At 73.2% G+C, this 14905-nt stretch carries 16 protein-coding genes; 9 read left to right on the forward strand and 7 right to left on the reverse strand.

Going from position 1 to position 14905, the window contains the following annotated elements; translation table 11 throughout:
- Window positions 1-867, reverse strand: a complete 867-nt coding sequence (locus AC07C1_RS17145) for a transglutaminase family protein (RefSeq protein WP_478939771.1) — start codon at window positions 865-867, stop codon at window positions 1-3.
- 29 nt (window positions 868-896) lie between these two features.
- Window positions 897-1967, reverse strand: coding sequence for a GNAT family N-acetyltransferase (locus tag AC07C1_RS17150; protein WP_478939773.1), 1071 nt, complete (start codon window positions 1965-1967; stop codon window positions 897-899).
- A 140-nt stretch (window positions 1968-2107) separates the two neighbouring features.
- On the opposite strand from AC07C1_RS17150, the gene fdxA reads away from it, so the two are divergent.
- Both fdxA and AC07C1_RS17160 read left to right on the forward strand, forming a co-directional pair.
- Window positions 2108-2428: a ferredoxin gene (gene fdxA, locus AC07C1_RS17155; protein WP_121787075.1), complete on the forward strand. Its 321-nt coding sequence runs from the start codon at window positions 2108-2110 to the stop codon at window positions 2426-2428.
- Between the two features lie 121 nt (window positions 2429-2549).
- The gene (locus tag AC07C1_RS17160) at window positions 2550-3647 is read left to right on the forward strand and encodes a bifunctional succinyldiaminopimelate transaminase/glutamate-prephenate aminotransferase (protein WP_478939775.1); all 1098 of its coding nucleotides are present in this window, start codon (window positions 2550-2552) and stop codon (window positions 3645-3647) included.
- 79 nt (window positions 3648-3726) lie between these two features.
- On the opposite strand, the gene AC07C1_RS17165 is transcribed toward AC07C1_RS17160, so the two are convergent.
- A complete protein-coding gene (locus AC07C1_RS17165; RefSeq protein ID WP_478939777.1) occupies window positions 3727-4173 on the reverse strand; it encodes an ATP-binding protein in 447 nt (148 codons plus the stop codon).
- Window positions 4174-4458: 285 nt separating this feature from the next.
- Window positions 4459-5466, reverse strand: coding sequence for a VldE C-terminal domain-containing protein (locus AC07C1_RS17170; RefSeq protein WP_478939779.1), 1008 nt, complete (start codon window positions 5464-5466; stop codon window positions 4459-4461).
- 95 nt (window positions 5467-5561) lie between these two features.
- Between AC07C1_RS17170 and dapE the strand changes: the two genes are divergently transcribed.
- Together dapE and AC07C1_RS17180 are read left to right on the forward strand one after the other, a co-directional pair.
- Window positions 5562-6641, forward strand: coding sequence for a succinyl-diaminopimelate desuccinylase (gene dapE / locus AC07C1_RS17175; protein WP_478939780.1), 1080 nt, complete (start codon window positions 5562-5564; stop codon window positions 6639-6641).
- 105 nt (window positions 6642-6746) lie between these two features.
- The gene (locus AC07C1_RS17180) at window positions 6747-7505 is read left to right on the forward strand and encodes an LOG family protein (protein ID WP_478939782.1); all 759 of its coding nucleotides are present in this window, start codon (window positions 6747-6749) and stop codon (window positions 7503-7505) included.
- Between the two features lie 102 nt (window positions 7506-7607).
- Here AC07C1_RS17180 and folP read toward each other — a convergent pair whose 3' ends face one another.
- Entirely contained in the window at window positions 7608-8468 is an 861-nt protein-coding gene (gene folP / locus AC07C1_RS17185) for a dihydropteroate synthase (RefSeq protein WP_478939783.1), read from the reverse strand.
- A gap of 138 nt (window positions 8469-8606) precedes the next feature.
- Between folP and AC07C1_RS17190 the strand changes: the two genes are divergently transcribed.
- Together AC07C1_RS17190 and AC07C1_RS17195 are read left to right on the forward strand one after the other, a co-directional pair.
- A complete protein-coding gene (locus AC07C1_RS17190) occupies window positions 8607-8963 on the forward strand; it encodes a DivIVA domain-containing protein (protein WP_478939785.1) in 357 nt (118 codons plus the stop codon).
- A complete protein-coding gene (locus AC07C1_RS17195) occupies window positions 8960-9547 on the forward strand; it encodes a DNA-3-methyladenine glycosylase I (RefSeq protein ID WP_478939787.1) in 588 nt (195 codons plus the stop codon). The genes AC07C1_RS17190 and AC07C1_RS17195 overlap by 4 nt, the downstream gene beginning before the upstream one ends.
- 56 nt (window positions 9548-9603) lie before the next feature.
- Here AC07C1_RS17195 and chcB read toward each other — a convergent pair whose 3' ends face one another.
- Window positions 9604-10407 carry a 2-cyclohexenylcarbonyl CoA isomerase gene (gene chcB / locus AC07C1_RS17200; RefSeq protein WP_478939789.1) on the reverse strand — a complete coding sequence of 268 codons (804 nt, stop codon included), beginning with the start codon at window positions 10405-10407 and terminating at the stop codon, window positions 9604-9606.
- Window positions 10408-10780: 373 nt separating this feature from the next.
- On the opposite strand from chcB, the gene AC07C1_RS17205 reads away from it, so the two are divergent.
- The gene (locus tag AC07C1_RS17205; protein ID WP_018544333.1) at window positions 10781-10948 is read left to right on the forward strand and encodes a DUF3117 domain-containing protein; all 168 of its coding nucleotides are present in this window, start codon (window positions 10781-10783) and stop codon (window positions 10946-10948) included.
- 87 nt (window positions 10949-11035) lie between these two features.
- On the opposite strand, the gene AC07C1_RS17210 is transcribed toward AC07C1_RS17205, so the two are convergent.
- A complete protein-coding gene (locus AC07C1_RS17210) occupies window positions 11036-11734 on the reverse strand; it encodes an O-methyltransferase (RefSeq protein ID WP_478939948.1) in 699 nt (232 codons plus the stop codon).
- A gap of 163 nt (window positions 11735-11897) precedes the next feature.
- Here AC07C1_RS17210 and sigE point away from each other — a divergent pair, with 163 nt between their 5' ends.
- Complete coding sequence (sigE, locus tag AC07C1_RS17215; RefSeq protein ID WP_478939791.1) at window positions 11898-12683, forward strand: RNA polymerase sigma factor SigE; 786 nt, start codon at window positions 11898-11900, stop codon at window positions 12681-12683.
- A complete protein-coding gene (locus AC07C1_RS17220) occupies window positions 12680-13702 on the forward strand; it encodes an anti-sigma factor family protein (RefSeq protein ID WP_478939793.1) in 1023 nt (340 codons plus the stop codon). Before sigE ends, AC07C1_RS17220 begins: the two co-directional genes overlap by 4 nt.
- Window positions 13703-14905 lie beyond the last annotated feature (1203 nt).

Genomic DNA, 14905 nt, shown 5'->3' on the forward strand with positions numbered 1-14905 from the left:
TCAGTTGAGCATCGAGCGGGCGGTGTGGGCCTGTTGCCGTACCTTGCGGGCGGCCGGTTCGTCGACGACCTCGATCAGGTCGGCGTAGGCGTCGAGTTCCTCGGCACCCGCGACGAACTCTCCCCGCTGTACGAGGAGCTGCCCGCGCTCGTACCGCAGCCGGGCCGGATGCGAGGGGACCAGCAGCGCCGACTCCACGGCCCGCAGGGCGACGTCGGACCTCTCGGGCCGGGCGGCGGCCCACGCCCGGATGTTGTTCAGGATGCGCTGTACGACCTCCAGCGGCGCGGCGGGCTCCAGCATCGAGGTGTCCAGCGGCGCTCCGGTGGCCCCGGCCACGAGCAGCTCGGCATCGGAACCGGTGAGCACGCGGCCCCCGTCGAACGGATCGGCCAGCACCTGTTCCTCCGCCGTGCCGAACCCGACGACGAAGTGTCCCGGCAGCGCGACCCCGTACACCGGGGCGCCCGCCCTGCGCGCCACCTCCAGCCACACCACCGACAGCAGGATCGGCAGCCCGCGCCGCCGCCGCAGCACCTCGTGCAGCAGCGAGGACTCCAGCCGCTGGTAGTCGGCCGGGGTCCCGTGGAACTCGTACCGCGCGCCGAGCAGCCGCCGTACGGCCTCGGCCCACGCGCGCGGCCCGCCGGGACGGTACGGCAGCTCGCCCGCCAGCCGGTCCAGCTCGAGCTGCGCGGCGTCGATGCCGGCCTCGTCCAGCGAGCCGTCCGCCTGCGCGCCGATCAGCAGGCACAGCGCCGACAGGTCCGGCCGCTCGGAGCGGGCCTCCTCGGCGAACCGCTGCCGCAGCTCGGCGGCCCGCTCCGGCGGGGGCGGGTACGGGGGCGGCAGATAGGTGTGACCCATGACAGGCTCCTGCCCTTCCACGACGGTTGCTACGGCCGCCCGGGACCGGATCGGTCCGGCGCCCGGTAGTGGTGGTACGCGTGATGCGGCGTGAAGCCCAGGGCGGCGTAGAGCGCGCGGGCGCCCTCGTTGTCCGTCTCGACCTGCAGCCAGGCCGCCGACGCGCCCTCGTCCAGCGCGCGCCGGGCGAGCGCGGCCATCACCTCGGTGGCGAGCCCCTGCCGTCGCCGGCCGGGATCCACCTCGACCGCCGCGAACCCGGCCCATCGCCCGTCCACGACACACCGCCCGATCGCCGCCGGCGGCTCACCCACGGGCCCGGGCACGGACGCGAACCACACCGACGGGCCCGATCCGAGCACCCGCAGGGCCACCTCGCTCATCCCCTTGCGCTGGTACCGCGCGAGCCAGGCCTCGTCCGCCTCCCGGGACAGGACCACGTCCGCGCCCTCCGCCCGGTCCGCGACCGGCGCCAGGGCGCCCGTCCACAGCTCGGCGGTCACCTCCCGCACCCAGCCGCGCCGCTCCAGCTCCGCGCACAGCAGCTCCTGCGTGCCCTCGGCCCCGGTGGCGGTCTGCACGTAGGCGGGCAGGCCGCGCTCGCCGTACCAGCGTCGTACGGCCTCCAGGGCCGCGTCGAGCGGAAGACCGGGGTCGCCGAGCGGCAGCACGCTGTTGGCCCGCCGCGTGAAGCCCGTCCGGCGCCCGGCCACCGGCCCTCCGGGACCCGTTTCGCTCGGCCCCTCCTGGACCGCCGCCCGCAACTCCCACTCGCCGAGCCGCTCGCTCTCCACCGGCCGCCACCCGCGCGAGGCGATGCGGGCGAGTTCCCGGTAGCTCGCCGCGGGGCCGCTCCGGCGGGCCGGAGCGGCCGGTACGACCTTCCCCGCGACCAGCGAGGATTCCGGGATCCGGACACTCCGGCCGTCCCGTCGTGTGATCATGAGCACGCCATCATCCCATGATGTGAGAACACCGACCGTGTCGGTGAACTTCCGGTGCGTCTCTCCGGGTTCGCTCAAGCACCGTACCGACACTCGTTTTCCCACGTCAGCAGGGGTGATACGGACTTCCAGACGTCCTGCCGCCGAGATTTCCACTGGTCAGTTCACCCCTCCTGTTCGGATCATGCTCCGGAACGGAGATACTAGGGGTGGGCATCGACGACGCCGCGCTCCCGCGCGCCAGGCGGCGGAGCCTGAGGAGGCCCGCCAGCGCCCTATCGAGGAGGAACGACAGCGTGACCTACGTCATCGCGCAGCCTTGTGTCGACGTCAAGGACAAGGCGTGCATCGAGGAGTGCCCGGTCGACTGCATCTACGAGGGCCAGCGGTCCTTGTACATCCACCCGGACGAATGCGTCGACTGTGGTGCCTGTGAGCCGGTCTGCCCGGTCGAGGCGATCTTCTACGAGGACGACACTCCGGAGGAGTGGAAGGACTACTACAAGGCGAACGTCGAGTTCTTCGACGATCTGGGCTCTCCCGGCGGTGCCAGCAAGCTGGGGCTGATCGAGCGCGACCACCCCTTCGTCGCCGCGCTCCCGCCGCAGGGCGAGTGACCGTTTAAGCGCCAAGCGGCCCGTCCGACGCGCCGCCTCGGTCCCGTACGGCCCGATCGCCCAGATCACCGCCGTACGGGCCGAGGCGTTTGCCGCACCAGACAAAAGGGAGCCCCTGATCGTGTCCGCAGTCTCCGACCTGCTGCCCGCCTTCCCCTGGGACAAGCTGGACCCGTACAAGAAGACCGCCGCGGCCCACCCCGACGGCATCGTCGACCTCTCCGTCGGCACCCCGGTCGACCCGGTCCCCGAGCTGATCCAGAAGGCCCTGATCACGGCGGCCGACTCCCCGGGCTACCCGACCGTGTGGGGTACGCCGGCCCTGCGCGACGCGATCACCGGCTGGCTGGAGCGCCGCCTGGGCGCCCGCGACCTCACCCACCGCCATGTCCTGCCGGTGGTCGGCTCCAAGGAACTGGTGGCCTGGCTGCCGACCCAGCTGGGCCTCGGTCCCGGCGACAAGGTGGCCTACCCGCGCCTCGCCTACCCGACCTACGAGGTCGGCGCCCGCCTGGCCCGCGCCGCGTACGAGGTCTACGACGACCCGCGCGAGCTGGACCCGGCCGGCCTGCGGCTCCTGTGGCTGAACTCCCCGTCCAACCCCACCGGCAAGGTCCTGTCGAAGCAGGACCTGACCGCCATCGTGGCCTGGGCCCGCGAGCACGGCGTCCTGCTGGTCTCCGACGAGTGCTACCTGGAGCTGGGCTGGGAGGCCGACCCGGTCTCGGTCCTGCACCCGGACGTCAACAACGGCTCCCACGACGGCATCGTCGCCGTCCACTCCCTGTCCAAGCGCTCGAACCTGGCGGGCTACCGGGCGGCGTTCATCGCCGGCGACCCGGCCGTCCTGGGCCCCCTGCTGGAGATCCGCAAGCACGGCGGCATGATGACCTCCGCGCCGACCCAGGCGGCCGTCGTGGCGGCCCTCGGCGACGACGAACACGTCCGCGTCCAGCGCGAGCGCTACGCGGCCCGCCGCGAGGCCCTGCGCGCGGCTCTGCTCGGCCACGGCTTCCGCATCGAACACAGCGAGGCCAGTCTGTACCTCTGGGCCACCCGGGACGAGTCCTGCTGGGACACGGTCGCCCACCTGGCCGACCGGGGCGTCCTGGTGGCTCCCGGGGACTTCTACGGCGAGGCGGGGAGGAAGTTCGTCCGAGTGGCCCTCACTGCCACGGACGAGCGGATCCGCGCGGCGGTGTCCCGCCTGGCGGCGTAGGCCGTTCCCGCTGTGGGCAAACAGGCGAACGGGGTCCAGGGAAGTCCCTGGACCCCGTCACCGTCCGGCTCAGCCGGCCTCAGCCACCCAGCGGCAGACCGTGCGTCGGCAGGGACGAGGTGGGCAGCCCGCCCTTGCCCAGCGCGTCCGTCGGCAGCCCACCCTTCGTCGCGGTGGTCGCGGCGCCCCCCAGGACGCTCCCAGCGGTCCCGGCCGCGCCCCCCGCGGTCTTCTGAGCCGCGGACGTCGTCTTCTTCACGGCACCGCCGCCGGTCTTGCCCGCGGCCGCCTGCTTGACCGCCGTGCCGCCCATGTCGCCGGCGAGAGAGGTGGCGCTGTGCGCCGCGCCGTCGACGGTGTTGGCCACGTGCGCTCCGTCCAGGGCGGTCAGACCGCCCAGGTTGGGGGTGGCCGCCGGCAGATTCGTGGCCGCGCCGGCGGAACCGGCCGCACCGACCCCGGCTGCCGCTCCCGCTGCGACGAGCAGCGCTGCACGGGCGATCCGGCGGGTCAGAGGGAGGGACATGATGCTCCATTCGACGGGAGAGAACAGTCTGTGTCCGGGCTCGTGTCCGGGCTCGGACGCCGTGACTACCGCTCGAGGACCGCGAAGGTTGCGGACGCCCCAGGTAAAGAATGGATAACGCATCGCATTATCAGGTGTGGATAAAAACGGGCAAAGAACGTTTGCCCGTCCCTCCGCAGAATCCTTACGGCCCTTGATTTCCAAGGGTTTCCCACCTCGGTACGAGACCGGCTCGGACAGCCGGGCGAACCGGAGCCGCACAACCCGCCGGAGTGAGGCCCCGCACTACTGTCCGGTCACGATCCGGACGGCCCCCACCGCATTCTCCGCGCCCGCGGTCCCCGCGCCGGCGGTCCCGTCCGAACCCACCGACCGCCACCGGCCGCTGTCGCTGCCGGCGGTCCACTCGCGCCCCGCGTACGAGACCCGCTCGATGTGCAGCGCCGAGGAGTTGGCGACCGCCCACTGCGCCAGCTGCCAGCCCCGTTCCCGCTCGGTACGCCCGGACGCGTCCTGCTTCGCGCCCTCGGACACCGGAACGGTCACGGTCCGCCCGTGCGCGGTCGCGGTCACGCTCGGCGAGGGGGACGGCGACGGCACGGGCGTACCGCCCACCTCCGCACCGGTCTCCTGCAGCGCGTCCCGCCCGAAGTCCCGTACCAGCGCGGCGCGTACCGCGTCCGGGCCGGTCGCCGAGGCCGTGCGCGCCGGGCGCCCGGCGCAGGTCAGCGTGGCCGCCGCCCGGCCGGTCAGGGCCGCCGCCAGCAGCGTGGCGTCCGGTTCGTGCTTGGCGTACGCCTCCGGGTAGCCGCTGCGCTGCACCCGCTGCGCGGCCACCGTCAGCGGCAGGGCGGTGTAGTCGGGCACCTTGGCCAGGTGTGCGTAGAAGATGCCCGCCGCGTACGCCGGGTCCATGATCTGCCGCTCGGTGCCCCAGCCCTGCGAGGGCCGCTGCTGGAACAGGCCGAGCGAATCCCGGTCGCCGTGCTCGATGTTGCGCAGCCCCGACTCCTGCAGGGCGGTCGCGAGCGCGATCGTCACGGCCCGCCGGGGCATCCCGCGCCCGGTGCCGACGGCGGCGATCGTCGCCGCGTTCACCGCCTGCTCCGGAGTGAACTCGTACGACGTCCCGTCGCCCGCGGCCGAGACCACCGTGCAGCCGCGTGCTGCGCCGCCTCCGGTGACGTACTGCACCACGAGGTAGGCGGCGACGCCGCACAGGACCAGCAGGGCTGCTGCGAAACGGAAGAGGCGGCCGCGACGCTTGGGACGGGTGGGGGACGGCTCTGACACGCGTACAAGGTACTGGAGCCGTCCAAGGCCCCCACGGGGGGTCCGCGCAGCGCCGCGCCCTCGGCCCCGGAAGAGGGCGCGCTAGGGTCGGGGCCATGGCCGACACCTCGCTTGACCTCACGCTCGACGCCGCCGCGCTCACCGCCCAGCTCGTGGACTTCCCCTCCGAGAGCGGCACCGAGAAGCCGCTCGCGGACGCGATCGAGGCGGCCCTGCGCGCCCTGCCGCACCTGACGGTCGACCGCCACGGCAACAACGTGATCGCCCGCACGAACCTGGGCCGCGTCGAGCGCGTGATCCTGGCCGGCCACATCGACACCGTCCCGATCGCGGACAACGTGCCCTCGCGCCTCGACGAGGACGGCGTGCTGTGGGGCTGCGGCACCTGCGACATGAAGTCCGGCGTGGCGGTACAGCTGCGCATCGCGGCCACGGTCCCGGCGCCCAACCGCGACCTGACCTTCGTCTTCTACGACAACGAGGAGGTCGCCGCCGACCTCAACGGCCTCAAGCACGTCGCCGAGGCCCGCCCCGAGTGGCTGACGGGCGATTTCGCGATCCTGCTGGAGCCCTCCGACGGCGAGGTCGAGGGCGGCTGCCAGGGCACCCTGCGCGTGCTGCTGAAGACCACGGGCGAGCGGGCCCACTCGGCGCGCGGCTGGATGGGCTCCAACGCCATCCACGCGGTGGCCCCCATTCTGGCCCGCCTGGCGTCCTACGAACCCCGCTACCCGGTGATCGACGGCCTGGAGTACCGCGAGGGCCTGAACGCGGTGGGCGTCAGCGGCGGGGTCGCGGGCAACGTCATCCCCGACGAGTGCGTGGTCACGGTCAACTTCCGCTACGCCCCCGACCGCACCGAGGAGGAGGCGATCGCGCACGTCCGCGAGGTGTTCGCGGACTGCGGTGTCGAGGAGTTCGTGGTCGACGACCACAGCGGTGGCGCGCTGCCCGGCCTCTCCCACCCGGCCGCGGCGGCCTTCATCGAGGCGGTGGGCGGCACCCCGCGGCCCAAGTACGGCTGGACGGACGTGTCCCGCTTCTCCGCGCTCGGCATTCCCGCGGTCAACTACGGCCCGGGCAACCCGCACCTGGCCCACAAGCGTGACGAGCGGGTGCAGACGGCGAAGATCCTGGCGGGTGAGGAGCGCCTGCGGAACTGGCTCACCGCGTAGGCCGTGCCGGGCGCCGACGCACGCCGGACATGCTCACATCCCCCCTCTGTAACCCGCGCAGATCTAGGCTGAGATCGAACTACCGGCAAGCGGAGGGAGCGCTACATGGCTACCGGCAACCCCGAGGGGAAGAAGCAGCCGCCGGACGAGCAGCGGCTCGGACCGGTCCTCCGGCGGCGGGGACAGGTGACGGCCAGCACGACCGACCAGCGGCTGCTGGATGAGCGCGCCCCCTCGGACTGGGTCCACACCGACCCCTGGCGGGTCCTGCGCATCCAGTCGGAGTTCATCGAGGGCTTCGGTACCCTCGCCGAACTCCCGCCCGCGATCAGCGTGTTCGGCTCGGCCCGTACGCCGGCGGACTCGCCCGAGTACGACGCGGGCGTGCGGCTCGGCCGCGGTCTGGTGGAGGCCGGCTTCGCTGTGATCACCGGCGGCGGCCCGGGCGCGATGGAGGCGGCCAACAAGGGCGCGTCCGAGGCGGGCGGCACCTCGGTGGGGCTCGGCATCGAACTCCCCTTCGAGCAGGGGCTGAACCCGTACGTCGACATCGGCCTGAACTTCCGCTACTTCTTCGTCCGCAAGATGATGTTCGTGAAGTACGCGCAGGGATTCGTGGTGCTGCCCGGCGGTCTCGGCACCCTGGACGAACTCTTCGAGGCCCTCACCCTGGTCCAGACCCAGAAGGTCACCCGGTTCCCGATCGTCCTCTTCGGTGCCGAGTACTGGGGCGGCCTGGTGTCCTGGCTGAAGGGCACACTGGTCGCCCAGGGCAAGGCCGCCGAGAAGGACCTGCTGCTGTTCCATGTGACGGACGACGTGGAGGAAGCGGTGGCCCTGGTCTCGAAGGAGGCGGGCCGCTAGCGCGGGCGGCGAGCGCCGGGCGCGGGCCGCTGTCGCGGCCTCGCCCGGCGCCCACCGGCCCGGCGCCACAGCACCGTCCGTGTCCCCCCGGGAGATGGGACTCTAGGCGAGACCCCGGCGCGCCACCGCGGGGACGCGGTGCCCGGCGATCGACGCCACCATGTCCAGTACCTGCCGGGTCTCGGCCACCTCGTGGACCCGGTACACCTGCGCGCCCAGCCACGCGGACACCGCGGTCGTCGCCAGCGTACCGATCAGCCGCTCTTTGACCGGCCGGTCCAACGACTCGCCGACGAAGTCCTTGTTGGACAAGGACACCAGCACCGGCCACCCCGTGGCGACCATCTCGTCCAGCCGCCGCGTCGCCTCCAGGCTGTGCCGCGTGTTCTTCCCGAAGTCGTGCCCGGGGTCGATCAGCACCGACTCCCTCGGCACCCCCAGCGCCACCGCCCGCTCGGCCAGCCCCACGGTCACCTTCAGGATGTCGGCCATGACGTCGTCGTAGGTCACCCGGTGGGGCCGCGTCCGCGGCTGCACACCACCGGCGTGCGTGCACACCAGTCCCGCCCCGTACCGCGCCGCGACCTCCGCGAGCCCCGGGTCGACCCCGCCCCACGCGTCGTTCAGCAGGTCGGCGCCCGCCTCGCAGACCGCCTCGCCGACCTCGGCCCGCCAGGTGTCCACACTGATGATCACATCGGGGAACCGGCGCCGTACCTCCGCGACGAAGCCGACCGTCCGCCGCGCCTCCTCGGCCGCCGTGACCTCCTCGCCGGGACCGGCCTTCACCCCGCCGACGTCGATGATCGCGGCGCCCTCGGCCACCGCCCGCTCCACGCGCGCGAGGGCCGGCTCGTCGCGGAAGGTGGCCCCTTGGTCGTAGAAGGAGTCCGGGGTCCGGTTCACGATCGCCATGATCACCGGCTCGTGGGGCCCGAATTCCCGCTTGCCCAGCCTGAGCATCCGCTGTGCCCTCTCCTAGTACGTCCCGCAGTACGGCCGCCTGCGACCCTAACTGTCAGACTCGCATGGCACGATCGGACCCTGACAGATTCAGCGTCCGGCACAACTGTCCGGTACCGAGCGTGGGGACCTCTGGCGATGGTGATGTTCTTGTTCCTGGTCGTCGCGCTGGCCGTCGTGGTCGCCGCGGTGACACTCGCCGTGGTGGGCGGCGGCGAGAGCGGCCCGCTGCCCGAGGCGGCGCCGGAGCGGCTGCGGGATCCGCTGCCCGTGGACCGCCCGGTGGACCGCGCGGACGTGGAGAGCCTGCGCTTCGCGGTCGCCCCGCGCGGCTACCGCATGGCCGACGTCGACGACGCGCTCGGCCGTCTCGCCGCCGAACTCGCCGAGCGGGACGCCCGGATCGCCGACCTGGAGTCCGCGCTGGCCGGAGCCCGGGCCGCCGCCGCCGCGCACGCCCGCCCGGACAAGCCCGGGCAGGAGGACCAGGGATGAGCGCCGGAACCGCCCTCGCCGGACCCGACGGCGCCCTGCGCTGCCCCTGGGCCCTGTCCACCGACGACTACGTGTCGTATCACGACGAGGAGTGGGGCCGCCCGGTCCACGGCGACGACGCCCTCTTCGAGCGGATCAGCCTGGAAGCCTTCCAGTCGGGCCTGTCCTGGATCACGATCCTGCGCCGCCGCCCGGGCTTTCGGGCGGCCTTCGCGGACTTCCGGATCGAGAAGGTCGCCGCCTTCACGGAAGCCGACCGCGAGCGACTGCTGGCCGACCCCGGCATCATCCGCAACCGCGCCAAGGTGGATGCGACGCTCGCCAACGCGCGCGTGCTCGCCGACTGGCCGGAGGGCGAGCTGGACCGGCTGATCTGGTCCCACGCCCCCGACCCGGCCGGCCGCCCGGTCCCCACGAGCCTGGCCGACGTCGCCGCGGTGACCCCGGAGTCGACGGCCCTGTCGAAGGACCTGAAGAGGCGGGGCCTGAGATTCGTCGGCCCGACGACGGCGTACGCCTTGATGCAGGCGTGCGGCTTGGTCAACGACCACTTGGAGACCTGCGTGGCGAGAAGCGCCCCTTGAGGGACGCGGGGAACCGCGGGAGCGGCCACCACGCGCCCGCGGTTCCCCACGACGCGCTACCGCCCCAGATACTTCGGCTTCTCCTTGTTGACGAACGCCTGCACCGCGATCGCGTGGTCCTCCGACTGCCCCGCCCGCGTCTGCAGCTCGTCCTCCTTCTCCAGGGTCTCGGCGAGGGAGTGCGTGAGGCCGTAGGCCACCGCCTCCTTGAGCGCCGCGTACGCCACCGTCGGGCCCTCGGCCAGCGCCCGCGCCGTCTTCTCGGCCTCGGCGCGCAGCTCACCGGCGGGTACGACCCGGTTGGCGATACCCAGCTCGAGCGCGTCCTGGGCGCTGATGCTGCGCGGGAAGAGCAGCAGGTCGGCGGCGCGGCCGGGGCCGATCACGCGGGGGAGCGTCCAGGAGATGCCTGAGTCGGCGGTCAGCGCGACCCCGGCGAAGGAGGTGTTGAAGCCCGCCGTGTCGGCCACGACGCGGTAGTCCGCGGCGAGCGCGAAGCCGAAGCCGGCACCGGCCGCGACGCCGTTCACCGCGGCGACCACCGGCTTGGGCGCCCCGGCGAGGGCCCGCACGATCGGGTTGTAGTGCTCCTTGACCGTGGTCATCGTCTGCCCGGACCCGGTCTGCCGGTCACTGGCGAGCAGCCCGATGTGTTCCTTGAGGTCCTGGCCCACGCAGAACGCCCGCTCGCCGGCGGCGGTCAGCAGGATCGCCCGTACGGCCGTGTCCCCGGCTGCGGATTCCACCGCCTCCCGGAGAGCGACCTTGGTCGCGATGTTCAGCGCGTTCATCGCCTCCGGGCGGTTCAGCGTGATCGTCGCGAGTCCGTCGCTCACCTCGTAGAGCACGGTGTCGGCCATGGCGTATCCCCTCCGGTGTCGCGGCTGGTGACGTACCGCTCAGTACGCCCCTGTCAGGGGACAGCATGGCGGAGATCGGCGCCCGGGCGCCGGACCGGACGTGTGACCTGCGTCAAAGAAAACCGGAGCGGAGCCGGTTGGCGGATGTCCGTGCGGTGGCGCAGTATCGCAGCCACATCGCCGAATTGAGTGGTTTTGCTCGCGCGCGTTGCCCAAGCGATGCCGACTGATGTTGGTCATCGGGTCCTGCGATGCGGGATAATGGCCTGGAAGCAATGTGTTCGATGCCGGTGACGCGCGTCTGCTTCGGACGGCGCGGGCCCTCCCTGGGCGGTCGGCAGACGATGAGCTGGTTTCAGGAAGGGGAACGAGGATGGCGGCCATGAAGCCGCGGACGGGCGATGGCCCGCTCGAGGTGACCAAGGAGGGGCGGGGCATCGTCATGCGCGTTCCGCTCGAAGGCGGCGGTCGACTCGTCGTCGAGCTGACCCCTGACGAGGCCGAGGCGCTTGGCGACGCCCTCAAGAAGGTCGTCGTCTGACGTCCCAGAAATCCTGTCCTTGCGGCTGCCCCGGCATCGTACGCGGTGTCGGGGCAGTGGCGTCCGCGGGCCTGCCGGGGGCCGCGGTCACCGTTTGACGGCGCACAGCAGCCCGTCACCCACCGGCAGCAGCGACGACACCAGCTCCTGGCTCTCCCGCATCGTGCGCAGCAGCTCCCGCAGCCGCAGCACCTCCGTGGGCTGCGGGCCGGAGTCGATGGTGCGGCCGTTGGCGAAGATCCCCTCGAAGACCACCAGGCCGCCCGGACGGAGCAGGCGCAACGATTCAGCGAGATAGTCCAGGTACTCCAGCCGGTCCCCGTCGCAGAAGACCAGGTCGTACCCCGCGTCCGCGAGCCGGGGCAGGACGTCCAGGGCGCGGCCCGGGATGAAGCGGGCGCGGTTGCTGGCGAAGCCGCAGGCGCGGAAGGCCTGCCGGGCGGACTGCTGGTGCTCCGGCTCCGGGTCGACGGTGGTGAGTACCCCGTCCGGGCGCATGCCGTGCAGCAGATGGATCCCGGACACTCCGCAGCCGGTGCCGATCTCCGCGACCGCCTTCGCGTCCACGGAGGCGGCGAGCAGTCGCAGCGCGGCGCCCGTGCCGGGCGACACCGAGCGCAGCCCTGCCTCGCGGGCCCGGTCGCGGGCCCAGCGCAGCGCTTCGTCCTCGGCGACAAAGGCGTCGGCGAACGCCCAGCTCGTCTGCCGGTTGCCGGTAATGACCCTCTCCCGTCCCCATGGTTGCCTGGGCGTGACTGTATCCGTTGGCGTCGGGAACCCGCAGATGAGGCCGGGCGTTTATAAGGGTTGAGCCGGTGGCCCGGGACGCGACGGGGGGTAAGAGGTGGATCAGGACGCCGAGCAACTGCTGACGCGGCCGTATGAGCTGTATCAGCGTGTATCAAATTCTCGTAAAACCGCTTATCCGGAGCTAACGGGCGAGGTGGCTATGGTAGGGGCTCCACTGGACACCACCAGAGCCGACAGGGGAGGTGCGGCTGCGCTCGGGGACCGGGGCGGAGTGCTGCGGCGCTTCCTCGGGTCGGCGGGCAGGCCGAAATCCGTGACCGACACCGCTGCTGACCGCCACGCCGCCGGCTTCGCCGCGGGCGACGCCCAGACCGCGACCTTCTCCACCGACGCGGACGGGCAGGCGTGGACTCCGCCCACGTGGGACGAGATCGTCAGCACGCACAGCGCCCGGGTCTACCGCCTGGCCTACCGCCTGACGGGCAACCAGCACGACGCCGAGGACCTCACCCAGGAGGTCTTCGTCCGCGTCTTCCGCTCACTGTCGACGTATTCGCCGGGCACCTTCGAGGGCTGGCTGCACCGCATCACCACGAACCTCTTCCTGGACATGGTCCGGCGAAAGCAGCGCATCCGCTTCGACGCCCTCGGCGAGGACGCGGCCGAGCGTCTGCCCAGCCGCGAACCCAACCCGCAGCAGCTCTTCAACGACGCCCACTTCGACGCCGACGTCCAGCAGGCCCTCGACACGCTCGCGCCCGAGTTCCGTGCCGCCGTCGTCCTGTGCGACATCGAGGGGCTGTCGTACGAGGAGATCGCCGCGACCCTCGGCGTGAAGCTCGGCACCGTCCGCTCCCGCATCCACCGCGGGCGCTCCCAGCTCCGCAAGGCCCTCGCGCACCGCTCCCCGGAGGCCCGCGCGGCCGAGCGGCGCTCCTTCATGGCCCGTGTCCCCGCTCTGGGGGGAGGGGGCGCGCCCGCGTGAGTGGATCCCGACCGAAACCTGTCGAGGAGGCGCACCTCGCAGAGCAGCACCTGGGAGACCGACTCTCCGCGCTGGTGGACGGAGAGCTGGGTCATGAGACGCGTGAGCGCGTCCTCGCGCACCTGGCGACCTGCGCCCGCTGCAAGGCGGAGGCGGACGCCCAGCGCGCGCTGAAGAACGTCTTCGCGGAGGCGGCCCCGCCCCCGCCCTCGGAGAGCTTCCTGGCCCGCCTGCAGGGCCTTCCCGGGGGAGGCGACCTGGACGGTGGCGGCACGCCGCCGCCCGGCGGCGGATTCCCCGGACGGGACGCCGACGTCGGGACCACCGGAGTCTTCGGCGTGAGGCGCGGCGAGCGCTTCGCGTTCGGGTACGTCCCGGCCGGCCCGCACCACGCCGTCCCCCTCCCCGGGGAGCGCGGCTTCCGTATCCACCCCGTCGACCGCCCGGACGACGGCCGCTCCGCCTCGCGCGGGTTGCGGTTCGCGTTCGCCGCCGCCGGCGCGGTCTCGCTGGCCGCCGTCGCCCTCGGTGGCGTGACCACCGCCGTCCCCGGCGACCTGACCGGGGAGGCACGCGGCTCCGGCACCGGCAGCAATGTCCTCCCGGCGCGCTCGGCGGGCACGGGTACGGGCACAGGCACGAGCGGTGTCGCCGGCGCGGCCACGCCCGACACCCAGCGCCGCCGCGCGATAGGACCGCTGCTCGCCTCGGGCGGCGCGCTGCTCGGCCAGACGCCGGTGGTGCCGACGTCCCTGTCCGCACCGCTGCTGCCGGGAGCGCCGTCCCCCGCCGCCGTGCAGACCGGGACCGACCTCGTCCGGGGTCTGACCGGGCCGGTGATGGCCGGAGCGGCCGCCGTGTCCCCACTGATACGTGCCCTGGACGCGACGGTGGACCCCCCGCTCACCGACTGGTCCACGCTTCCCGGAGCCACCGGCCCGAGCCTGCTGTCCGCCCCCGTCCCCGACCACACCCCCGCGTCTTCGGCATCCCCCGCCACACCACACCAGCTCCCCTGACCGGCCACTTCGCCACGGCCCGCGAACCTGGTTGAATCCGGTGAGGGCCGCGCCCGCGGTGATGACCGGGGGCGCAGTCGACGTTCCGCGGCCGCCGCCCGAGCGCGCCGCCGCGGCCAGCCGTGGGGAGAGCATGAACGAGGGGAACCGTGTCCCGCCGGAGGAAGGTCCGGAGGGAGCGGCGGGGGCGACACGAGCCGGTGCCCACGAGGGTGCCGAGCACGCGGGCGCGGTGCCGGCAGGCGTCCAGGCCGATGAGGTCCCGGCCGACTTCGAGCTGGCCCGTCCGGTGACCGGACCGGCGCCCGTGGAACAGGGCGACAGGGACGAGACCGGGGCCGCCGGCGACTTCGAACTGCCCAGGCCGACTCCGGCGCGCGGCGCCACACCCCTTACGGAGGCCGCCGCGACCGCGGGAGGGGCCGGAACCCAAGCAGGAACAGGAACAGCTGTGTCAGGGGCAGGGGCAGGGGCAGGGGCTGGGTCGGGCACGGCGGCCGGGGAAACCGCCTGGGCGGCTCCCGTCGGGCGGCCGAAGCCGTTGCACGATCCCGACCCCTACAGCACCCCGCCGTACGGCGAGCCCGGCCCCTGGGCGCCGGCACCCCCCGTGCAGCACCCGGCAGCCACACCGGCGCAGGGCACGGCAGTATCCCCGCCCGGGTCTCCGATGCAGGGCACGGCAGTATCCCCGCCCGGGTCTCCGATGCAGGGCACGGCCGTACTCGCGCCCGGCACTGCCGCGCCCGCGCCACTTGCCGGGACCTCCGCGCTGATGCCTGAACATTCCGCCCCCGGCGCTCCTGTGCCCGCGCCACTGCCCGGGCTTTCCGCCCCTGGCGCTCCGCTAGCCGGTTCTCCCGCCGCTGGGTCTCCCGCCCCCGGCGCTGCAGCCCTCGGCTCTCCTGCGCCCGCGTCGGTGCCCGGGCTTTCCGCCCCTGGCGCTCCGGTACCCGGCTCTCCCGCCCCCGGCTCTCCCGCCCCCGGCTCTCCCGCCCCTGGGTCTCCCGCCCCCGGCGCTCCAGCCCTCGGCGCTCCTGCCGCTGGGTCTCCCGCCCCCGGCGCTGCAGCCCTCGGCTCTCCTGCGCCCGCGCCGCTGCCCGGGCCCCCCGCGTCGGTGCCCGGGCTTTCCGCCCCTGGCGCTCCGGTACCCGGCTCTCCCGCCCCCGGCTCTCCCGCCCCCGGCTCTCCCGCCCCTGGGTC

This window comes from Streptomyces sp. NPDC045022 (assembly GCF_056432605.1).